Raw genomic sequence first — 22,644 nt, forward strand, 5'->3', positions numbered from 1 at the left:
TGCGCATGAAGAAACTGCCTATCGGCATTCAGTCCTTTGATAAGATTATCGAAGATGATCAATATTACGTCGACAAGACAGCCTTCATCCATGAATTGGCGCAAAGCGGCTCGTACTACTTCCTCTCCCGGCCCAGGCGCTTCGGGAAGAGCCTTTTCGTGAGCACCATCAAGGCAGCGTACCAGGGCAAGAGAAAGCTGTTCCAGGGTCTGTACCTGGAAAATCACTGGAACTGGGACGCGGTGCATCCCGTGGTGCACCTCAGTTTCGGGACGGGAGTGGCCAAGAGCGTCGAAGAGCTTCAAGTCATCTTTGACGAGATTTTGTACGATCATCAGAGGGCCTTCGACCTGACCTTCGGTAAACACAGTCGGCAGGGCCGTTTTGCCGAACTGATCCAGACCCTGCATGACAAGTACAATCAGAAGGTGGTCGTGCTGGTGGATGAGTACGACAAGCCGATCCTGGACAACATCGAGAAGCCGGAAATGGCCGCGGCCATCCGGGATGAGCTGAAGAACTATTATTCGGTCATCAAGGACGCCGACCCTTATCTGCGGTTCGTATTCATCACCGGGGTGTCCAAGTTCAGCAAGGTTTCCCTGTTCAGCGGGCTGAACAACCTGAAGGACATCACCATTGACGAGCGCTATTCCGCCATCTGCGGCTACACCCAGGACGAGCTGGAAAGCGTTTTCGCCGATCGCCTGCATGGCGTGGATCTGGAACAGGTCCGGCTTTGGTACAATGGGTACAACTGGCTGGGCGAGGAGGTCTACAATCCGTTTGACATCCTGCTCTATCTCGACTCGCGGGAGTTCCGGCCCTACTGGTTCGAAACCGGGACACCGACGTTTCTGGTCAAGCTGCTGCAAGAAGGAAAGTACAACATCCCGGCCCTGGAAGAATTGACGGCCAGCGAGAAGCTCCTGGGCAGTTTCGACGTGGAGCGCATTGATGTGGAAACCCTGCTGTTCCAGACCGGCTATCTGTCTATCAAGACCGTGCGCCAGGTGGCCGGGACACGGCGTTTTACGCTGGGATATCCCAACCTGGAGGTCAAGCAGAGCCTGACGGACGCCTTGTTGCCGCACCTGACCGGTGTCCTAGCGGCCTCGGAAGCGGCCAAGTTCGCGGCATATGACGCCCTGGCCGAATCAGACCTGGACGGGTTGCGGGACGTGTTCCATGCCTTTTTCTCCTCCATTCCCGCGGACTGGTACCGCAAGAACCAACTGGCCGGGTATGATGGCTATTATTCGTCCATCTTCTATTGCTATTTCGCCGCCCTGGGCCTGGAGGTCATTCCGGAGGACGCCAACAGCCTGGGGCGCATCGACATGACGATCAAGCTGGAGGACAAGATCTTCATCTTCGAGTTCAAGGTCATTGGTCCAGGCGTCCAACCCGGGGCCGCCCTTGAGCAGATCAGGCAAAAGCGCTACGCGGACAAGTACAAGACACCGGGCGTCATGGTCCATCTCGTCGGCGTGGAGTTCGAGCCCCAGAAGCGCAATATAGCCGGTTTTGCCTGGGAAATGGCGTAAAGGGCGTTGATTAAGATGGAATAGATGTTACATGATGTCCGGATATTACCAAGCATTCCCGTAACTGCTCAACAACTCCGGGCTGCTTCGCATGGACCCCGGCCGGCGCCAGTGTGACTTGCGGGAAGGCCCTGCTTCAGTCACTCCGGCGCGCGGGCCGGGTGAAGGTGCCAGGTGTTCCGCGTGATTTTAATTCGCCGGCCTTATGGAAAAGAGGATCTTGTCCTGGTCTCTCCCGCCTGGCAACCATATTGCGAAATGACGCAGCCATTATCGGAGGAGGACGCATGACCAAAGTTTTCAACTGGACCGAGTCGTTTCTGGTGGGCATATCCATGGTGGATGATCAACATCAGAAACTGGTGGATCTGATCAATGATGTCGGCGAAGTGGCCTTGAAAAACGAGCAGTTTGACCCTGAAAGGCTGAAAGCGGCCTGCAAGGCCATGCTGGACTACACCCGCATTCATTTCAGGGACGAGGAGGCCATGATACAGTCAGTCGGTCTGGCCCCGGCCTATATCCGGTATCACCAGGGACTGCATAAGACATTTGTAGATGAGGCCGCATTGCTGGAGGACAGGGCTGGTGTTTTTTCGCCTGAGGAGACGGAACAGATGCTGGGCTATCTGGTGGACTGGCTGGCCTACCACATACTCGGCGTTGACCAGGGAATGGCCAGGCAGGTCCGGGCAGTGCAGGCAGGTCAGGACGCGGAAGAGGTTTACCTGGCCGAAGCCGATGATGACCAGAGCGGCACTGAACCGCTGCTCACCGCCTTGAAGGGGCTGTTCAGGACGGTTTCCCAGCGCAACCTGGAATTGCGCCGGCTCAACAGCAATCTGGAGCAGCTTGTCGAAGAGCGCACGGCCGAGTTGAAGCAGGCCAATCGCCAGTTGCAGGCCTTGGCCGTGCATGACGAGCTGACCGGCCTGCCCAACCGACGTTTTGCCATGTCGTTGCTGGGTAATCTTTGGGCCGAGGCGGCGGAGAAGGGCTTCAATTTTTCCATCCTTCTGCTGGATGCCGACAAGTTCAAGCAGGTCAACGACATCCACGGCCATGCCGTTGGGGACGACCTGCTGCGTTTCTTGGCCGTTGCTCTTCGGGAGGCCGTGCGGACCGACGACATCGTCTGCCGCCTTGGCGGGGATGAGTTTCTGGTGATCTGTCCCAATTGTCCGGAAGAAGACGCGGCTCTGGTGGCGAAGAAAATTCTGGACGCGGACAAGGTCTACCGCAACGCGGATCGGGTGGTCATCTGGGAGGGGCCGGTGAGCATCGGCTTTGCCCAGGCCCGAGCGTCCATGACCAAACCCGAAGACTTGCTTGAAGCAGCGGACCAGGCCCTCTACGCAGCCAAGCGCCAGGGTGGTTGCCGGGCCATGGGAGCGGTTCCGGGGCAGGCCAGAGCAGCATGCTGAGGCACATCAAGGAGGCCGATCGCCAACCGCAAACCCAAGGTGGGCCAACTGGTGAGATGCGGTGCTATTCCAGCCTGGTGGCGAGATGATAACAATGGGAGCTTTGGCTCCCATTTTGATTTTGGTTGTCTGGAGAACAGGGATATTGGTGAAAAGGCGTGAGCCGAAATTGATGGAGCAATTTTCTGGGCAAAGGCCCACTGTAGACAAATTGTGAGATAGTTGCCGCGGCAAAGAAAGAAATACTGGACAATCATATTTGAGCGAGTTACTGTTTATCCAAATGTCTGACAAGGGCAAAGCACTCCGAAAGGATGCGACGCAAAGCCACCGGCCTACGTTTTGCCACGGCAGAATAGGGTAGCGGGGATGCCGGACAGGGGGTTGGTTCTCAAAGCCTGTCACCAATCCTTCTTTATCTTTCCCTCCCGATATCCGCCCTGGTTTTGTAGTAATTGCCTTGTCCACTTTCGTGTTACCTCAGCTTGATAAAGTACACGACGTACTAATTAGATTCAGATAGTCATCAATAGCCTTTTTTTCTGGTATTGATGAATTTCGTGTCACTTGATATCTGTCCTTGATGTAATCAAGCAAGATAAGGGGGCAATCAAGTGGACAAGGATCCATTCGCGAAAGGGGACGATCGCCGCCAGATCAAAGAGGTTAAGCGGCGGGGTGGGAATAGATCTTCAGGCTTGACATTTTTTGAGGTTATTATCGTCATGGCGATTGGCTTGTTGCTTATGGCGATCAGTGCACCACATGTGGCCGGGGTGTTACAAAGTGCCAGCGTTGCCACGCAGGCTCACGAGTTTTTATCCAATTTAAATTATGCCCGGAGCGAGGCGATCAAAAGAAATCAGAGAATAACCATCTGCAAGAGTGCAGATGGGGTGGATTGCGTAACCAGCGGCAACTGGGATCAGGGGTGGATTATTTTTGTAGATGTCGAAAACACTGGTCAAGTAGCAGATGCAGCGTATATTCTCAAGAGACGAATAGCGTTGGATGGGGGCTCCACATTGGTTGGCAACACGCCTGTACGCAATTACATCTCCTATGTTGGAAAGGGAACCACGCTGTCTGTGACTGGAGCATTTCAGGCAGGAACCCTTACGCTATGTCGACAAGCGCGGGGCATTAAGATTGTCATCGCCAGAACAGGTCGAGTAAGGACTGATAAAACTACATGTATTTAGCTCAGGATAAGCACTGACTAGGAAAATTTAATTGATGTGTTCAGAAAAAACATCTCCGAAAAATGCCTATAATCAGAATGGAGTTGGTCTGGTTGAACTTCTTGTGGTTATCGCCATGATGGCCACCTTGTTCGCCATTGCTTTGCCGCGGATGAACATGATCGATAAATCCCGTTTGAATGGAGCTGCAAGGGTGGTTTGGAGCGATATGCAGCATGCCAGAATGATGGCTATCAAGAAAAATAATCCAATCCATGTTTTGTTTACTTCTACAGGATATCATTTTTATATTTCTGAAAATAATGATAAAGCATTTGAGAGAGATTTGGCAAGTGAATACAAAGGGATTTCGTTAAACACTTCTTCAAATTCAATAACATTCAACAGCAACACATCCGTACTTATTCACAACTCAACTAATGCAACTATCCAGATTGAGTTGGCAGGCGATTACAGACATTTTATAATTTATTCTTTCGGAAATATTGGCGTAATTCAATGAAAAAAAATAATGATAACAAAATTGTAGAAGGATTTACCATTCTTGAACTGTTGTTTGCTATTTTGATTATGGTTGTTGCGTTATTTGCTCTTTCAAAGTTGAAAAATTCGACATTGATGGCCACAATCTCCGCCCAAAGAGTCACCGAAGCCACGATTTGTGCAGAGCAAATTTTAGAAGAATTGGAAGAAATTGTATATCAAAGCTCTTTATCTTCTATTCCAGTTGGGAATAGTAGTGGAGATTGTGGGGATAACAGATATATTTGGACGAAGAATGTTAATAAAATTGATGATATGAATCTGAAAGTGGTTGAAGTCAGTGTTAATTGGTCAAAGTACAATGTCACTGTTAGAAGTATTTTAAGATCTAAATAGGGACTTATGAACAACAAAGGCTTTTCATTGGTTGAGGTGTTAATCTCAATTGTTATTTTCGGAATTTTTATGGGATCATTGGTGTCTTTTTTTATTTCAGAATACAAGCAATATGTGGTACATAATCAAATTATTGGTATGCAAAACAATGCTAGGGGTACCATGGATTTTGTTGTCAGAATCCTGAGGAATAGCAATAGCACTGCCCCTGTGATAGATCCTGAAGATGAGTGCGAACATGTTGTCAGTTTAACAGATATAGATGGTCAAAACCATAGCTTTGATTTAGTGAATTCCGTATTTCGGTATAAAAATCAACCTTACACGAATAACATTACGTGTTTCGAGGTTGTAAATGTTGGAAATATGTTTTTAGTCAAAATAAAAGCAGAAACAGAAAGGAAACTTCCTAATACAGGTAATGAAGCAAAAATCACTTTGGAATCAACTGTTAGACCAAGAAATTTGCGATGATATGTGATCAAAGGTGAAATATGAAAGCTATCAACAATAAGTTTACTTTCGGATTCATGTCTAGTTTTTTTTTAAATTTTAGATTTGATTCTGAAAGAGGTGTTGCATTAATCACTGTGTTGCTATTTCTTGCGGTGATGACTTTTTTAGGTATAACCGCAGCGAATATTTCAAACATCGAAAACCTTATTTCTTCTAATTACAAGACATCAAAGATAGCTTTTTATAATGCTGATGCTGGTGTTAAGTATGCTATGGAAATGATTCAAATTGATATTAATAACGATGATTCAAAAACAATTGATGTAACTGTATATAATTCTCCAGATGGATTTGATTTCTATTTTGAAGATTCTGGTGATAAATGTTTTTATAGTTTTGGAAAGGGTTTAAGAAATTCTAATGCAAAAATTAGGGCATGTTACGATTATGAGACAAGAATTGTCGATATATTTACACACGGAATTGTATCGGAAAATAAGATTAATATTAGTGGCCATATTAATATGTTTTATGGTTCAATGCATGCTAACAAAGGGATAACGCAAACAGCTCAAGGGTCTACAGATGTCACATTGCATGGATCTGTAACCGCATATGGTTCAATCCCTGACATAAATCCGAATATTACAGTAACTGGTGAAGTTAAAGAAATTTCTGAAAAAATGGTTATACCAAAAGTTACTGAAGATATATTTCAATATTTTGAAAATATTGCTAAAGAATATAATGATAATATTGATCCACCTGCTAGTATAAGTTACGGCCAAGGCAATGATATAGTGGATTTAACTGATCGTGTAATTTTTACTTTTGGAGATTTTTCTTGTCATAAATGTATTATCTCAAACACCACAATAGTTGCGAAGGGAAGTGTGACTTTTAGTAGCCAGACACAATGGAGTCTTGAAACTGTAAACAATTTAATTATTGCAGATAAGAGCATTAATTTTAATGGCCAAGATGATGCAGCTGGAGTATTCTGGTCAAATGGAGAATTTAGACACAACGGAAAAAATAAATTGTATGGATCGGTTGTAACCTCAGGAGATTTTGAAACAGATCTTAATCCAGAACCTAATGTCACACTTCCTGGAAATTTAAAATTTGATAATAGAAAGCCAATGGATAACATTTATATTCCCAGGTATAAAGCTGTTGTTCTTGTCAGTTGGGCTGATATGAGTTTGGTTATGTAATATTAATAGATTAAAAAAGATCAGGCCATTGCTTGGCTTCTTTTCTGAAAGCATTGCGCATATTGCGCATTCTAAAAATTGTCACTCTAATGTTAATTGGAATGGTGAAGAATGTCCCAAATGGGGCAATATTGCAAAAAAAAGGTTTTCCCTGTCTCTGATCTCTCTCAAGCCCGTTTTTCAGAAAACGTAATGCTCCCAGTTAATCTTCCATCAGTCCAGTCTGAGAAAAAACGATTCTGAATAACCGCCATCATCTATCAAGAGGGTAATGTCATGGTCGTCAACCCTGAACTCTACACCGAACGTTACTCCGTCTCCGACTACCGCCAATGGCAGGGCGACTGGGAGCTGATTCATGGAGCCCCTCATGCCATGACGCCTTCGCCGACATTCACCCACCAACGTGTCGTTCTGTCTATTGCCCGTCTGCTGGACGAGATGCTGGATAAATGCCCCGACTGTCATGCCGTTTTCGAGACGGACGTGGAGCTGTCCGAGGACACCGTGGTCCGGCCGGACTGCATGGTGATCTGTTATGAGCCGGAAGATGACCGCTTGACCAGGGCGCCGGAACTGGTTTTCGAGGTGGTGTCCAAATCCAGCGCCCGCCGTGATGAGTTGCTCAAGCATGAGCTGTATCAGCACGAGGGCGTGCTCCATTTTGTGCTGGTCTACCCGGACAAGCGCAAAGCCAAGGTTTATCGGCTGGTGGATGGGCTGTACCGCAAGGTCGGCGACTTTTCCAGGGAAACGCTGTTGTTCGAATTGAGCAAATGCGCCTTTGACTTTGATTTCGGGTTCATCTGGCGGTAGGATGGATTTCCATGAGTAATGACGGAAACATGTAGCGTTTCGTACTTCTCATATGCACCACCCCGTCAGGCCTCGGCACCACCCCGTCAGGCTTCGCCTGCCACCCCTCCAAAGGAGGGGAATTCTTGACCCGTGCGCCAAGGGCGGGGTGTTATAAATTCCCCTCCTTTGGAGGGGTGCCCGAAGGGCGGGGTGGTTTTCCTCGCTACAATGTAAAATTCTTCAATAAAACCCCCGCCGCCCTCGGATTACGGACGTTGTAGGTGGCGTGGGAGAGGTCGTGGCCGACGCGGATGGTTATTGCGTGGTCCGGCAGGGTTTTGAACATTTCCTCGTCGCTTTCTGCGTCCCCCATGGCCAGAATGAAATCCCATTGTTGCTTGCCCGCAAAATGCATGGCCGCAACGGCCTTGCTGATCCCGGCGCTGCGCACCTCGACCACCATGGGACTCTGCAGGACCTGAATACCCACATTGGATGCCAGAACCCGCAAGGTTTCAGCCAATTCCCGGGCACGCTGAGCGCCGAGGTTCCGGTCTGCCTGCCGGTAGTGCCAGGCCATGGAAAAATCCTTGTCCTCGGTGAAGGTGCCCGGCACCCGAGAGCTGAAACGATCCAGAATGGGCCGAATCTGCTCTTTCCAGTCATTGAGCAGGGGGCGGATCATCTGCCAATCCTCTCCGATCTCCCGGATCCAGACTCCGTGCTCAGCAACCAGAGCAACGGGAGGATCGGTCAGGCAGTGTTCCAGGTTGTGCTTGTTGCGGCCGCTGAGAATGACCACCTGCGTGTTGGGCATGTAGGTCAGGGAGTTCAAGGTTTTCCGAACATCCTCGGAAGGGCAGGCCATGGAAGGGGCATTGTGAAACGGAACCAGGGTGCCGTCGTAGTCCAGCAGGAGCAGTCTGCTGTGCGCCGTCTTGAAGCGCTGCACCACTTCCTGGGCGCTCTCGGTGTTGATGAAGGTGGATTCCATCCGTTCCTGCTCGGACTTGATCAGAAGCAGTGAATTCATGAAGTCTTCAGCCCAGTGATTGACGTCAAAGCGCTTCATGCGGTCCTTGAGCAGGGTCATGATGCGGCCTTGTTCCTCCTCCGGCGTTTCCAGTGCCTTCAGAATGGTTTCGGCGATATCCTGAACGCTGTTGGCGTTGACGATCAGGGTTTCTCCCAATTCAATGGCCGCGCCCGCGGTTTCGCTGAGCACGAGCACGCCCTTGTTTTCGGTCTTGGCGGCGATGTACTCCTTGGCGATCAGGTTCATCCCGTCACGCAGCGGCGTGACCAGCGCCACGTCGCTGGTATCGTAGAGCATGGTCAGTTCGCGCAGAGGATAGGTGGTGTACTGGTAGATGATCGGGGTCCAGTTCAGCTTGCCGAAGCGACCGTTGATCGCTCCCACCAGTTCGTCGATCTGTTTTTTCATTTCCTGATATTTGCCGACTCCCGTGCGGGAGGGCACGACCACAAGCATCAGGATCACCCGCTCATGCCACTGGGGGTACAACTCCAGAAATTTTTCATAGCCCTGCAACCGGTTGGCAATGCCTTTGCTGTAGTCCAATCGGTCGATGGAGAGCATGATTTTGACCGAGCCAAAGGCTTGGCGCAGTTCCTGTTTCTCGGTCTGCGTGCGCTCGTCCTTGGCCGCCAGGGCGTATTTTTGGTAATCGATGCCCATGGGGAAGGTATCCACTCTGGCCAGACGATCGCCGACCATGATTTTGCCCAGATTGTGTTCCAGGCCGAGAATGGCGGAGACGCTGCGCAGAAAATGTTGGGTATAATCATAGGTGTGGAAACCGACCATGTCTGATCCGAGAAGACCCTGCAGCAGACGGGTCCGCCAGATGCTGGGCAACAGCCGGAAGATCTCATAGGACGGAAAAGGAATGTGCAGAAAGTAGCCGATGGTTACATCCGGTCGATTTTGGCGGATCATCTCCGGCAGGAGCATGATCTGGTAGTCGTGTACCCAGACCACGTCGTCCGGCTGCAAAACGGATTCGACAACCTGCCGAAAGATGTCGTTCACCTCCACGTAGCTGTCCCATGAGCTTTCATCAAACTCGACATACGAAGGAAAGTAGTGAAACAAAGGCCATAAGGTGGAATTGCAGAATCCGAGATAAAAGCTGTCCATCTGGACGGCGGTCAGATTGACCGGGCAGATTCGAAACTTGCCCATGATCCGCGATGAGAAATCGAATCGGTCCGGGTCGTCCAGATACATGCCCGGCCAGCCAATCCACAAGGGATCTCCGCTGAACTGGGAATCCTGGCTCAGTGAGTCCAGGTACGAATTCAATCCCGTGGCCAGACCGCCCACGGATTCCTTGGCCACGATCTTGCCGTTCTCCTCCTGAAGACTGATGGGCAATCTGTTCGAAACAATAACCAAACGCATAGGATGCTCCTTCGCTGCTTTTCACTGATCTGGGGTGGCGAGATTGTCGGGAAGGCTTCAGGCGCTGTGCATGAATTGAATCTTGTTCGTAAGATTGACTTAGGAATGAGGTGGATGTCAAATTTGGTGTCCGTTAGCTATTATCAGTATCAGTTATCAGTTATCATTTGTAACTACAGCGACACGGCAGGGACATGTAGTGTTTCGTACTTCCATAGCACCACCCCGACAGGCCACCACCCCGTCAGGCTTCGCCTGCCACCCCTCCAGTGGAGGGGAATCCTTGTCCCCGTGCCCGTAGGGCGGGGTGGTTTAAATTCCCCTCCTTCGGAGGGGTGCCCGTAGGGCGGGGGGGGGGGTAAATTCCCCTCCTTCGGAGGGATGCCCGTAGGGCGGGGTGGTTTTTAATTCCCCTCCTTCGGAGGGGTGCCCGTAGGGCGGGGGGGGGGTAAATTCCCCTCCTTCGGAGGGATGTCCGTAGGGCGGGGTGGTTTTTAATTCCCCTCCTTCGGAGGGGTGCCCGTAGGGCGGGGGGTTTTAAATTCCCCTCCTTCGGAGGGGTGCCCGTAGGGCGGGGGGTTTTAAATTCCCCTCCTTCGGAGGGGTGCCCGTAGGGCGGGGGGTTATAAATTCCCCTCCTTCGGAGGGGTGCCCGTAGGGCGGGGGGTTTTAAATTCCCCTCCTTCGGAGGGGTGCCCGTAGGGCGGGGGGTTTTAAATTCCCCTCCTTCGGAGGGGTGCCCGTAGGGCGGGGGGTTTTAAATTCCCCTCCTTCGGAGGGGTGCCCGTAGGGCGGGGGGTTATAAATTCCCCTCCTTCGGAGGGGTGCCCGTAGGGCGGGGTGGTTTAGTGGCAGGGACATGTAGCGTTTCGTACTTCCATAGCACCACCCCGTCAGGCCACCACCCCGTCAGGCTTCGCCTGCCACCCCTCCAGTGGAGGGGAATCCTTGTCCCCGTGCCCGTAGGGCGGGGGGTTATAAATTCCCCTCCTTCGGAGGGGTGCCCGTAGGGCGGGGTGGTTTTAAATTCCCCTCCTTCGGAGGGGTTTTGGCAAAATATGTTCCTCGTGCCCCCCGTGATCCCCGTGGTTAAATCTCCAGCGATGTCGGTTATTTTTCCAAAATGTCGTTGCAGTGTTACCCGTTTCCGTCAACCTTTATCCGTCAGGAGGCAGGTTATGAACAAGACCGTTATTTTCGGCAAGCAGGGGTGACCCTACACGAATCGCGCCCGGGAGGCGCATCCTGGACATGTGTATCACGATGTGAAGGCGGACTCTGGTCGGCTGGATGAAATGCTCGTTCTCAGCAAAGGTCAGCGCAAGGTGCCGGTCATAGTTGTCGACGGCAAGGTTGAGGTTGGGTTTGGGGGGACCTGAGGAGTATAGTTTTCGGCGGTTGCCGAAATATTGCCGACAGTGAGCAGGAGGTAATCCTGCCGCTGCCGGCTGCTAATTTGGTTGAATACCAAATTTTGATACTGCCTGCATGATGGTTTCAATACGATGATCATAGGTGTGTGCATCAAGGATGAGTTTTTTCCAGTCATGCCGCAGGTGGTCCGCCAGGCGGGAATCCAGGTCCAGTCGGGTCAGAAGGGCAACCAGGTTTTTCGGTGAGTTGAAGCTGATTTCCCGGACCAGCTCCTGATCGAAAATCGACAGGCCCGGGGTTGCGTCGGAAAGCAGGAATCCGTCGGCTGCCCAGACGTCGAAGTGACGCTGGGTCAGGCCGTGGGGGAGAAGGAGGCTGGTCAGGTTCAGGGTGCAGCGGGCCTGGCGATAGATCCGGGGCAGCGGTCCGTAGTAATCCACTCCCGGACGAATATCCTTCAGGTCGGGCAGCAGGGCGTGCCAGTCCTGGTCGCCAAAGACCGTCAGTCGTGCCTCCAGGTTCACGGCCTGGAGATGCACGGTGCGATGCATTTGACTGCTTTCTTCCGCGGCATATCCCACATTTCGAACTGCCCGGCCCGGCCAGAGAGGCGGGTTCCGCAAACGATCCCACCACCAGGAGAAGTCCGGCCTGCTTCCCCGGGAGATTTCGTTGCTGACCTGTTGCCGCAGGTCGGGAGCAACAGAGCATCCAGCAAAAAAAGCATTTTTTCCTGGGAAGGAGGAGCGGCCGACAAAAATCGTCCGGCTTGCAAGGCTGCCGTCTGGCAATATCAAATTGGCTGTGCCGGAGGCATTCTGTCCGGGATAAGGCTGGCCGTTCAAGGTGGCAGCTTCAACAGCGGGTTCAAAAAAATTCGGCGCCGCGGCCAGGGGGAGATGAACGACATGTTGCGCGCCCAGCTCGCGAAGCCGGGGAATGAACCAGTCGTCGGTCACGAAGAGGATGCATTTGCGCCAGAAACCGGACTGGATTCCGGTCAGCAGGTGGAAGGGGTTGTCCACGCACCAAACGGCAACCGGTGCTTTGCAGGTTGCCAGGAATTCGTAATTCTGGCCATACGGGTCCAGTCCGCGAAAGTTGACGCTGAAAAACAACTCTGGAGATGACTGACGTAAATCGGCCTCCAGCTCTGTGGGAAGCAGTTTTTCCGGTAATGCCCGAACCCGCAGGCCGGTGTTCGCAAATGCCTGGGTTAGTTCTCTGGCCAGCAGGCCATGTTCCGAAGTCGGCATCCAGACCGTGTCCCGTTCCCTGAGACTGGGAGCGGACATGTTAGGCCCGTGCCTCAGAAATGCCACGGCGGGAGCCCAGAAATCCGGAAAAAGATGGAGATTTGGTTGATAGAACAGGATGGCGCGGTTGCGAATTTTTTCATCGGCAAGCGCTTCAGAACTGATAGGTCGCCAATGACTCGGGATTTCGGATTTACGCGATACCGGAAGCTGGTCAAGGAATTCCGGGGCTTCCAGGTAAAGGACGTCATCAGAGCGGCCGGCAATGATTTGTAACGGGATACGGGGATTGGGTCCCAGGCCGAGGAGAAGCACGCCGTATTCCCCGCCTTCGCGAAGCAACCGGTATTGTTCCGGCCCGTCTGGGAGCGACTTCATCCGTCCCAGCTGATCGATTACCCGAAGCCGCCGCGGGCGTTTATTTTGAAGAGACGTCACGACTTGGCCTTATGCCTGCTTTCGGTTAGGGTGTTGCGCCGCACCGTGGGAGGACTTGTCGGTTTTATGTGTTGTTCCAGCCCTTGAATCCCGACTCACTGCCAATGCTCTTCGCGATGAGTCGCACTACTCAGCTTGGGCGGGAAAAAGATATTTTTTCAAGAACTTGTGGCAAGCATGATCTGGATTCCTGCCTTCGGGGGAATAACTTGTTTTTCAATGAAATCTCCGAGTCAGTCATACCCGTGAAGACGTGGTAGCCAGTCCGTTTTTACTCGCTCAATTACGATTTTTTTCTGATGAAAATATACAGAGATCACTACTTTCAAAAGGCCAAGCAGGACAATTATCCGGCTCGTTCGGTGTACAAGCTGAAGGAGGCGGATAAGCGTTTCAAGTTGCTGCAACCCGGTCAAAAGGTTCTGGATCTGGGCGCGTCTCCGGGATCCTGGTCCTTGTACGCGGCCCAGAAGGTCGGTCCGGGGGGCAGGCTTCTGGCTCTGGATCTGAAGCCTTTGGGCATTGAACTGCCGGCCCAAGCCCATTTCATGCAGGGCGACATTTTTGACGAGTCCGGGGAAGGCTATCGGTTGATCATGGACACGGCGCCCTTTGACGTCATTCTGAGCGACATGGCTCCGCAAACCACCGGCATCCGGTTCACGGATCAGGCCCGGTCCCTGGATTTGGCTCACCAGGCTCTTGCTCTATGCCGAGAATGCTTGATAAAGGGCGGTTCTTTCGTGGTCAAGTTTTTTGAAGCCCAGGAAGCCAAGCAGCTCCTGGACGAAATGCGCAAGTCGTTTGCCAAGGTTCAGGGCTTCAAACCCAAAAGTTCTCGAGCGGAAAGCAAGGAAATGTTCTATATCGCCATGGGCAAGAAGTAGGTTCTGGCTTGCGGCGGGGTTGTCGTCCAAAAAACAACAAGGAATCACAATGGCTGGACACAGTAAATGGAAGAATATTCAGGCCCGCAAATCCGTGCAGGACAAGAAAAAGGGCAAAGTCTTCACCAAGGTGACCAAGGAGATCATGCTCGCGGCAAAGCAGGGCGGCGGTGATCCGGACATCAACGCCCGGCTGCGTTCGGCCATTGCCGCGGCCAAAGCCGTGAACCTGCCCAAGGACAAGATCGACACGGCCCTGAAAAAAGGAACCGGCGAACTGGGCGGCGAAGCTCTGGATGAAATCACCTACGAGGGCTATGGTCCAGGCGGAGTGGCCATTCTCGTGGACGCGGCCACCGACAACCGGAATCGGACCGTGGCGGATATCCGCCATATTTTTTCCAAGAACGGCGGCAACCTGGGCGAATCCGGCTGTGTCGCCTGGATGTTTGACAAAAAAGGACTGTTCTCCTTTGCCAAGGAATCGTACACCGAAGAGCAGCTGCTGGAAGCCGGGCTGGAGGCTGGAGTGGAGGACATCCGGGATGACGGGGACATGTGGGAGGTCAGCACCACGCAGGAAAACTTCCAGGCCGTTCAGGAGGCCTATGCCGCGGCAGGATTTTCCGCCGAGAGCGAAGAGGTGACCATGGTCCCGCAGAACTTGGTTCCCGTGGATGTGGAGACCGGCCGGAAGATCATCCGGCTGATGGAAGCTCTGGAAGATTACGACGATGTCCAGGACGTTTATGTCAATTGCGATTTTCCGGAAGAGCTGATGCAGGATGAATAGATGCGTTGCTCGTGTTGGCCGAAAGCCGGGAGGCCTGCCTGATCATTCTGGGAATTGATCCGGGCTCCCGGGTCACCGGGTTTGGCCTGATCCGCGAAATCTCGGGTTCGCTCTCTCTGGTGGAAGCAGGCGTTATCCGGACCGGATCGGATGCGGACATGGATATCCGGTTGGGTGAAATTTTTCATCGGCTCAGCGAAATCATCGCTCTGCACCAGCCGGCGCAGAGCGCCATCGAAAGCGTGTTTCAGGCCCTCAACCCCTCATCCGCGCTCAAACTCGGCCAGGCTCGCGGCGTAGCCATCGCCGCCTGCGCCCAGGGCCGGGTTCCGGTATTCAGCTACGCGCCGACCATGATCAAGAAGAGCATTGTCGGCGTGGGCCGGGCCGAAAAATCGCAAGTGGCCTTCATGACGGCCCGGCTGCTGGGCGTGACAAAACCGGACTGGGCCCTGGACGCCAGCGACGCCCTGGCCGTGGCCATCTGCCATGTCAATCAGCAGCGTTTTCTGCGGCTGGCAAAGTGCACCCAACCGGGACCCTGATCCAGGACTTGATCTCTTTCACTCGGATGATCCCCAATGCCACTTCTCGAAATCGCAATCGAAATCGAAATCGCAATCGAGAGCATATGACCACTCAGGCACAGGATCCCCGCCTCGGTTGAATGATTTGCTTGCTTCACCATGCGTTTCGGATCTGGCATATTCATGAAGGCGGTAACCAGCGCGTTGCTTGATTAGCTAAGAAATTGGTTCGATTTCGATTGCGATTTCGATTGCGATTTCGACCAGATTTTTGATTGGGTAAAATTGGAAAAATTTGATGATTGGATTCCTGCAAGGCAAAATATTTCATAAAACTCCCAAGGGCTGCATCCTGATGACTCCAGGGGGCGTGGGGTATTCCCTGGTTTTGCCGGTGCGGGAGATCCGGAGCATGGGCGCAACCGGGGATGAGGCGGCATATTACGTATTCACCCTGGTGCGTGAGGATGCGCTGGAACTTTACGGATTCGCAAGCTGGGAGGAGCGGTCGGCATTCGAGGTCATGCTGGGAATATCCAAGCTCGGACCGAAGACGGCCCTGGCCATCCTGTCCCACTTCGACCTGAACTCGCTGCGCGACACCGTGGCCAAGCAGGACAGTTACACCTTTTCCAAGGTACCAGGGATCGGTCAGAAAACCGCGCAACGCATTCTACTGGAACTGCAGGACAAATTGAAGATCCTGCCCACGAGCCCGAAGGCGGGGGAATCGGCACAAGGTTCCTCTTGGGTCAGGGGAGATATCCTGGCCGGCCTGACAAACCTCGGATATGCCGAAGCCGAAGTCGCCCCGCTGATGGATGAAGCGCTCCGCGAGGAACCGGACCTGGACCCCGGCGAGGTGATCCGCGTTGTCCTCAAGCGGATTGCGCTGCTAAAGTCTTGAGATTCGTTAGGCTAGTCAAGAAGCTATTTTTTGGTTTCGGATTTTTGTGGACAAATTACGAGGATCGTTGCATGGATTATGCTGTGATTTGTGCTATAGCAAGGGATGAAGAGAATTTTATAATTGATTGGTTGGATTTTCATTTTGCAATAGGTTTTGAAAAAGTATATCTATTTGACAATAATAGTAAGATCCCTCTTGCTGGTTTACTTGCTGAATATATTGATTTGCAGCTTGTCCAGGTATTTGAAATCAATGATATTGAGTATCCCCAATTGACAGCTTATGCTTCGTTTATAAAAGAGTATTCAAAAATAGCCAAATGGATATGTTTTATCGACATAGATGAATATATTGTCTTAAAAAAAACAAAAGATGTGAAAGTTTTGTTGGAAAATTATGAACTCTATGCTGCACTTGGTGTAAGTTGGAAAATCTTTGGATCTAGTGGTCACATCTCTCGACCAAAAGAGAGTGTTTTTTATTCATACACTAATGTTGTAAGTAATCATAATTTGATAAAAAGTATTGTATGTGGGGAAAAGGTAAAAAGCGTTTCTTCGCCACATCATTTTTTATACAAAAATGATCATTATTGTGTCAATGAACATTATATACCAATAATTGGTCCAAGATCATATCATTCTACTGAATATGTTCAATTAAATCATTATTATTATAAATCACAACAAGATTTTGAATCTAAAATTTCAAGAGGCTATGCAACGCCAATAAAAAATTCAAAAGGTTATGATATAAATATTTTTTATAGACAAGTGAATAATTTCGGTTATGAAGATTTCTCAATTAGAAAATTTATGAATATTTACAAAAAATTTTCATGTGAAGGTCCTAAGTTTATACAAGAAAAGATCGAGTCCGTGAAAAATGTCAAAAGTGATGATATTATGAGGAGGATTGAAAAGAAGATTTCTTTTGGTGATACGAAAGGGGCAATTTCTATAATAAATGAATCTCTTCGCTATAAAAAAGATCCTTTCTTGTACTTCGCACTCACAAGGATATATGCTTCGGAGGGTGAATTTGAAAAATCGTTTCTCACGATTCAAAAAGTTATGATCTATTTCAACAATTTCCCAGAAATTGTGAAATTAGCATATCAACAGCTTATTCATGTTTATAATTGTATGGGGCTCAAAGAGCAACAAAGGTCTATTGTGGATCAGATTGGAACGTAACTATAATACTGTTATACCACTTTTTTTGAAATTTGTTTGCCCTGCAGGTTGTGTTAAGTATTTTTTATATGATTTATACTGTATTGTATAGTCGAGACACCAATGACCCAGGAACAATCCTTGCCCATCGAAGAGACCATTCGGCCGAAACGGCTGGGTGATTTTATTGGCCAGGAGGATCTGCGGGACAACCTGCGGGTGTTTCTGCAGGCGGCCCGGGAACGCGGTCAGGCTCTGGATCATACGCTGTTCTATGGCCCGCCGGGTCTGGGCAAGACCACCCTGGCCCAGATCATGGCCAATGAGATGGGCGTGAACCTGGTGACCACCTCCGGGCCGGTGCTGGAACGTAGCGGCGACCTGGCGGCCATTGTCACCAATCTCGGCCGCCATGACCTCCTGTTCATCGACGAGATCCATCGCATGCCGCCCAGCGTAGAGGAAATTCTCTATCCGGCCATGGAAGATTTCAAGCTGGATCTGATCATCGGCCAGGGACCCGGGGCACGAACCGTGAAGATCGACCTGGAGCCCTTCACCCTGGTCGGCGCCACGACCCGGATCGGATTGTTGACGTCTCCATTACGGGATCGGTTCGGCGTAATATGCCGCTTGAATTATTATAATGAGAACGAACTGGCGGCCATCATCCGTCGGGCGGCGGTGCTGCTGAACGCTCCGATCACGGACGACGGCGCGCTGGAAATTGGTCGCCGCGCCCGGGGAACGCCCAGGATCGCCAATCGCCTGCTGCGCCGGGTGCGCGATTTTGCCGCGGTTCAGGGCGGACAGCGCATTGATGCCGATTTGGCCCATAACGCCTTGGCGCGCATGGATGTGGACGCCCATGGCCTGGACCAGATGGATCGCCGGATATTGACGACCCTGATCAACCATTTTCAGGGCGGTCCGGTGGGAGTGAAAACCCTGGCCGTGGCCTGCTCCGAGGAAGTTCGGACCATCGAGGATATCTACGAGCCGTACCTGATCCAATGCGGCTTCCTGAAACGCACTGCCCGGGGCAGAGTCGCCACTCCCCGAGCTTTTGCCCACCTGAAGCTCCGCATACCTCCATCATTCGCCGCCCAGCAACAACTCCCCCTGGATCTGGATTAGCCCCCAGAACGGGTAAACATGAAAACATAATCGAAATCGCAATCGAAATCGAAATCGCAATCGAAATCGAAATCGCAATCGAAATCGAAACAAAAACTCCAAAAACCCTAACTGCTTCCCCTCAATTCATGCCTCAAACCCAGCTTCAAGTTCGCCTTCTCGCCGTGACCCCGGATGCCTTGGCCCTGATCTATGCCGCCTTTCGGCAGTGCTACAGCCCTGGTTACGCCGGGGATCTGTGGCCCAAGCTGTTGAACGGGGAACTGCCCGCACAGGAACAGGCCGAGTTTGTGTCGAGCATCATGGAATCCGGCCACCACAGCCCCATCGAACACGTCGGCTTCACCTTTGCCGTGGAAGGTGTTTCTCGCGCCTTGACCCATCAGTTGGTACGTCACCGGCTGGCGTCCTATTCCCAGCAGAGCCAGCGCTATGTGAACGAAAGCGGGTTTGAGTACGTTTTGCCTCCCCAGATTGCCAGGATCCCGGAAGCCAAAAAGCTTTTCGAGTCCTTCATGCGGCAGACCGCAGAGACCTATGCACAGTTGCGCGCATTGCTGCAGGAGCATGGCCGCAAGGGCGCCAAGGCCAACGAGGACGCTCGCTTCGTGCTGCCCCAGGCCGCGGAAAGCAAAATCGTCCTGACCATGAATTGTCGCAGCCTGCTGCATTTTTTTGCCTTGCGTTGTTGCGAGCGGGCCCAATGGGAAATCCGGGCCCTGGCGCGGCAGATGCTCGCGATCTGCCGCGAACAATTGCCAGTGGTTTTCGATACCGCCGGTGCGCGTTGCGAATCCCTGGGATACTGCCCCGAAGGGGAACGGTTCACGTGCGGACGCTATCCTCGGAAAAAGCCCGCAAGGCACGAAGATGATGATGCGAGGCTGCATGATTCTTAACACCGGGAGCGCCACACCCCAGTGCGGCAGCGGTGTTAGGTATACCGTACCAGGTTCCGGCTGGAGCGTGGACCCAGCGATACTCTGCGTAGGTGGAATCCTTGAACAGGAAAGCTCATCGCCACGATTTTTTGAGCAGTTTGAGATTCTACAGGATGAATATTGACCTCTCCTGAAGAAAGGCCTACCGGGTTTATCTTTGCATCCACATGTTTCGGAGGACAAGGCTATGTTCATGGATGACGGGAGCGACGTCTTCTTTGCGGATGTCAAACTTGATCCCGATATTTTCTATTTCCTCTATATCGGGGAGTTGAAAACCGACTGCCTGAATCAGTTCGTCAAGGAAACCCTGACCAAGATTCACGGGCAGTCCTTCGACTTCATCTCCATCCTTCCGGATGTTCTTGAATCCTATCCCCATAAGAACACCCTGGTCATCAACCCCATGGCCAGAGAACTGATGCGAGCCAAGGGGCGCAAGGTCAGTTTCCGGATCGCTCCCCGCACCTTCGCCTCTCTTGTCTCCGCCTCCTCCACGGTGAACAACCTGATTCAACAGTTGCTGGACAAGCAGGGACACGTCTTCATCCATGTCTTCGAGTCCGTTCCCGAATTGACTCTGGCCCTCATTCCAGGGGTACGCATTCTCGGTCCCAGCGGCCACATATCCAACATTTGGAACAACAAGCTCTACCAGCTCCAGATGCTCAAGGAAACAGCACCCTTGATCAACTACCGGGTTTGCGCGGATGCCGATCAGATGCTGGAAACGACAAGAGGACTCTGGGAGGAATGGACGGACGGTATTTTCGTCAGCCAGCCGTATTCCGCGGCCGGCGTGAACAGCTTTCTCGCCACGAACCAGGAAGAGATCGAGGTCAAGGCGGGGCATCTCAGGGGCAAGTTTTTCATCAGCCGCTATATTCCGCATCAAGACGATCCCACTGTCCTGGGGGTTGTGGCCAATGCCGCGGATGTCTTCATTGCCGCGATTGCGGATCAGGAAATCCAAAACGGCAACATGTTCCGCGGATCGACGTTTCCGTCCGCGCTTCCGGCTCCCTTGCAGAAGGAGTTGCGGGAGATAACGCGCCGGATCGGTAGGGCCATGGGGCGAAGCGGCTACCGGGGCATTTTTGGATGCGATTATGTAGTGGATGCCCAGGGCCGGATTTATTTTGTTGAAGTCAATGCCCGCAAGCAGGGCACGACCATGGAAATGTGCTGTACCCTGGAGAATGCGCTTCCGCCGGAGACGCCGGGACTGCTGGAGTTGGAGTACTACGCCGTGATGCACAACCGCTTCCCGGAGAACATGGTTGAAATCTCGGAAGCCCTGGGCAGCTTGTGCTGGCGGACTTACAACTACAAGCTGGATCAGGAAGCGGAGACTTGCCAGATCGTGCCCGTGGACGAGGACGAACGGACCCTGTTCCGGCAGGTGGTGGCGGACGCCCAAGCTCACGGCGTGATCGTTGTCGAGCATGTTGGCAGCAAACTATCCGTTCAGCCCGGCACATTTCTGGGACGGGTTGTGGCGGTGGGTCACAGCCGTGCGCAGTTAGAGGAGGACATCCGGCAGGGCATTCAGCGCCTCAAGGAGTCCATATTTGACACCATACAGAAAACATCAATCTCCGAGGGTGACGGCAAATGAACTCAGAAGGTGGACACGCACTGGATCCGTTTACAGAGGAACTTCTGGAAGAACTTTTTGATGCAACGCTTGAAGCCAATGCTTCGGATGATCTTCGCGCTGAGCTTCGCAAAAACATGGCCCTGCTCAAGGAGCGGGCACATGCGGAGCAGCGCATCGGCGCCGTGGTCGATTTATTCTCAGCCCTGAACGATGCTCACGAGGACTACGGTCTGACCCCGGAACATCTGGGCTTTTCCAGGGAAGAACTGCTGGAGTTGGCGGAAAAACATCAGAAGCTGGACGAGCATGGAGTGACCGTGGGCGGACGCGTGGGCAAGGCCTTGCCCATAGTTCGGGAAGCCAAATCCCGGATCGCCGACTATCTGGAACGGCACGTTCTCGAAGCGCCCAGCGGCATCGAGAGCTGGGACCGAATTGTGGAGAATCAGGACCGCATCAAGAAGCAGCTCAAGATGCGCGACGAGGACTGGAACTCCTATTCCGGGCAGCTTCGCTATGCCATTGAATCCGTGGACGCATTGGCCGAATTGATCGGGTTGCCGGAGAAAGCCGTCGAGGATGTGCGTCGGGTGACGCAGACCTACCGGATGCGCATGACTCCCTACTATGCCGGTCTCATCTTTCCCGGAGAGTTCAACGACCCCGTTCTGCTTCAGGCCGTGCCCACCGGCGAAATGGTGGACAATGCGGGAGTGGAGATTCCTCCGGTGGCCGCGGATCACTCTCCGGCCCGTCTGATCGACCAGTTCTATCCCCGGGTGGTGACCATCAAGGCCACGAACATGTGCGCCATGTACTGCACCCACTGTCTGCGCATCGCCCACATCGGCGGCAAAGACCGCATTTACAGCAAGGAAGCCTACGGCGAAGCCCTGGACTATATCCGCGCCAATCCGGAAATCCGTGACGTGCTGGTCACCGGTGGGGACAGCCTGGTTCTGCCCAACAGCATGCTGGAATGGCTTCTGGGTGAACTGGACGCCATTGACCACGTCCGGATGAAGCGGCTGGGCACCCGCATCCCGGTGACCACGCCCCAGCGGGTGGACGACGAATTGCTGGACATTCTGGAAGCCAGCAACGACCGCAAGCCGGTTCGGGTCGTTACTCAGATCAACACGGCCCGTGAGATCACGCCGGTTTCCAAGGCCGCGTTCAAGTCCATCTCCAAGCGTGTGACCGCGGTCATGAACCAGGCTGTGCTGCTCAAAGGCATCAACGATACCCGTGTGAAGATGTGGAAACTGTGCGAAACCATTCAGGAGGCCTATGTGCGGCCGTACTATGTCTTCAATTGCAGCTACCGCAATCCCCAGTTCGCGCATCTGCGGGTTCCCGTCGCCGTGGGGCAGGAAATCATCGAAAGCATGTACGGAAATATCTCCGGAGATGCGATCCCCCGGTACATCGCCACCGCAGGCGGCAAGATTCCGCTGCACAAAACGAACCTTCTCGGACGCAAGGACGGAAATATCCGGGTGCAAAAGCCCTGGAGCGGAGAACGGGTTATGTATCCGGACGCGGATCCCAAGGAATACGCCCGCACCGATTTCGGATTCGGAAAATACGAAGAGTAACTTTGTTCAGCTATTGCTACTCAACACATCACAGATTCGGAGACGGCATTAAAAAGTCAT

Annotated in this window: 20 protein-coding genes and 1 riboswitch; of the genes, 18 read left to right on the forward strand and 2 right to left on the reverse strand. The window is 52.2% G+C overall.

The window, feature by feature from the left end:
• Positions 1-5 precede the first annotated feature (5 nt).
• The 8 genes from ACYQ15_RS03660 to ACYQ15_RS03695 all read left to right on the forward strand — a co-directional run bounded on the left by ACYQ15_RS03660 (position 6) and on the right by ACYQ15_RS03695 (position 7,541).
• Complete coding sequence (locus ACYQ15_RS03660) at positions 6-1,547, forward strand: ATP-binding protein (protein ID WP_459936171.1); 1,542 nt, start codon at positions 6-8, stop codon at positions 1,545-1,547.
• A gap of 287 nt (positions 1,548-1,834) precedes the next feature.
• The gene (locus ACYQ15_RS03665; RefSeq protein WP_459936172.1) at positions 1,835-2,971 is read left to right on the forward strand and encodes a GGDEF domain-containing protein; all 1,137 of its coding nucleotides are present in this window, start codon (positions 1,835-1,837) and stop codon (positions 2,969-2,971) included.
• A 285-nt stretch (positions 2,972-3,256) separates the two neighbouring features.
• Positions 3,257-3,348: riboswitch (cyclic di-GMP riboswitch) on the forward strand.
• 237 nt (positions 3,349-3,585) lie between these two features.
• Positions 3,586-4,173: a GspH/FimT family pseudopilin gene (locus ACYQ15_RS03670; RefSeq protein ID WP_459936173.1), complete on the forward strand. Its 588-nt coding sequence runs from the start codon at positions 3,586-3,588 to the stop codon at positions 4,171-4,173.
• A gap of 34 nt (positions 4,174-4,207) precedes the next feature.
• Positions 4,208-4,675, forward strand: coding sequence for a GspH/FimT family pseudopilin (locus ACYQ15_RS03675; RefSeq protein ID WP_459936174.1), 468 nt, complete (start codon positions 4,208-4,210; stop codon positions 4,673-4,675).
• Positions 4,672-5,052 carry a hypothetical protein gene (locus ACYQ15_RS03680; RefSeq protein WP_459936175.1) on the forward strand — a complete coding sequence of 127 codons (381 nt, stop codon included), beginning with the start codon at positions 4,672-4,674 and terminating at the stop codon, positions 5,050-5,052. The genes ACYQ15_RS03675 and ACYQ15_RS03680 overlap by 4 nt, the downstream gene beginning before the upstream one ends.
• Before the next feature lie 6 nt (positions 5,053-5,058).
• A complete protein-coding gene (locus ACYQ15_RS03685; RefSeq protein ID WP_459936176.1) occupies positions 5,059-5,526 on the forward strand; it encodes a PilW family protein in 468 nt (155 codons plus the stop codon).
• Positions 5,527-5,546: 20 nt separating this feature from the next.
• Positions 5,547-6,725: a pilus assembly PilX family protein gene (locus ACYQ15_RS03690; RefSeq protein WP_459936177.1), complete on the forward strand. Its 1,179-nt coding sequence runs from the start codon at positions 5,547-5,549 to the stop codon at positions 6,723-6,725.
• 276 nt (positions 6,726-7,001) lie between these two features.
• Positions 7,002-7,541, forward strand: a complete 540-nt coding sequence (locus ACYQ15_RS03695; protein WP_459936178.1) for a Uma2 family endonuclease — start codon at positions 7,002-7,004, stop codon at positions 7,539-7,541.
• 205 nt (positions 7,542-7,746) lie between these two features.
• Here the strand turns inward: ACYQ15_RS03695 and ACYQ15_RS03700 are convergent, their stop codons facing one another.
• Entirely contained in the window at positions 7,747-9,948 is a 2,202-nt protein-coding gene (locus ACYQ15_RS03700; protein ID WP_459936179.1) for a bifunctional alpha,alpha-trehalose-phosphate synthase (UDP-forming)/trehalose-phosphatase, read from the reverse strand.
• 1,178 nt (positions 9,949-11,126) lie between these two features.
• Here ACYQ15_RS03700 and uxx1 point away from each other — a divergent pair.
• Entirely contained in the window at positions 11,127-11,327 is a 201-nt protein-coding gene (uxx1, locus tag ACYQ15_RS03705; RefSeq protein ID WP_459936180.1) for a UXX-star selenoprotein family 1, read from the forward strand.
• 72 nt (positions 11,328-11,399) lie between these two features.
• Here uxx1 and ACYQ15_RS03710 read toward each other — a convergent pair whose 3' ends face one another.
• On the reverse strand, positions 11,400-12,956 hold the full coding sequence (locus ACYQ15_RS03710; protein WP_459936181.1) for a glycosyltransferase family protein: 1,557 nt from the start codon (positions 12,954-12,956) through the stop codon (positions 11,400-11,402).
• Between the two features lie 359 nt (positions 12,957-13,315).
• Here ACYQ15_RS03710 and ACYQ15_RS03715 point away from each other — a divergent pair, with 359 nt between their 5' ends.
• The 9 genes from ACYQ15_RS03715 (at position 13,316) to ACYQ15_RS03755 (ending at position 22,584) form a co-directional block, all read left to right on the forward strand.
• On the forward strand, positions 13,316-13,903 hold the full coding sequence (locus ACYQ15_RS03715; protein WP_459936182.1) for an RlmE family RNA methyltransferase: 588 nt from the start codon (positions 13,316-13,318) through the stop codon (positions 13,901-13,903).
• A 49-nt stretch (positions 13,904-13,952) separates the two neighbouring features.
• A complete protein-coding gene (locus ACYQ15_RS03720) occupies positions 13,953-14,696 on the forward strand; it encodes a YebC/PmpR family DNA-binding transcriptional regulator (protein ID WP_459936183.1) in 744 nt (247 codons plus the stop codon).
• Positions 14,697-14,701: 5 nt separating this feature from the next.
• A complete protein-coding gene (gene ruvC, locus ACYQ15_RS03725; RefSeq protein ID WP_459936184.1) occupies positions 14,702-15,241 on the forward strand; it encodes a crossover junction endodeoxyribonuclease RuvC in 540 nt (179 codons plus the stop codon).
• Between the two features lie 280 nt (positions 15,242-15,521).
• Complete coding sequence (gene ruvA, locus ACYQ15_RS03730) at positions 15,522-16,130, forward strand: Holliday junction branch migration protein RuvA (protein ID WP_459936185.1); 609 nt, start codon at positions 15,522-15,524, stop codon at positions 16,128-16,130.
• 71 nt (positions 16,131-16,201) lie between these two features.
• Entirely contained in the window at positions 16,202-17,329 is a 1,128-nt protein-coding gene (locus ACYQ15_RS03735) for a glycosyltransferase family 2 protein (RefSeq protein WP_459936186.1), read from the forward strand.
• A 102-nt stretch (positions 17,330-17,431) separates the two neighbouring features.
• On the forward strand, positions 17,432-18,445 hold the full coding sequence (gene ruvB, locus ACYQ15_RS03740) for a Holliday junction branch migration DNA helicase RuvB (RefSeq protein ID WP_459936187.1): 1,014 nt from the start codon (positions 17,432-17,434) through the stop codon (positions 18,443-18,445).
• Positions 18,446-18,573: 128 nt separating this feature from the next.
• Positions 18,574-19,344: an FAD-dependent thymidylate synthase gene (gene thyX, locus ACYQ15_RS03745; RefSeq protein WP_459936188.1), complete on the forward strand. Its 771-nt coding sequence runs from the start codon at positions 18,574-18,576 to the stop codon at positions 19,342-19,344.
• Positions 19,345-19,573: 229 nt separating this feature from the next.
• A complete protein-coding gene (locus ACYQ15_RS03750; RefSeq protein ID WP_459936189.1) occupies positions 19,574-21,004 on the forward strand; it encodes an ATP-grasp domain-containing protein in 1,431 nt (476 codons plus the stop codon).
• Positions 21,001-22,584, forward strand: a complete 1,584-nt coding sequence (locus tag ACYQ15_RS03755) for a KamA family radical SAM protein (protein WP_459936190.1) — start codon at positions 21,001-21,003, stop codon at positions 22,582-22,584. The genes ACYQ15_RS03750 and ACYQ15_RS03755 overlap by 4 nt, the downstream gene beginning before the upstream one ends.
• The last annotated feature ends 60 nt before the right edge of the window (positions 22,585-22,644 follow it).

Source organism: Desulfonatronum parangueonense (assembly GCF_054656975.1).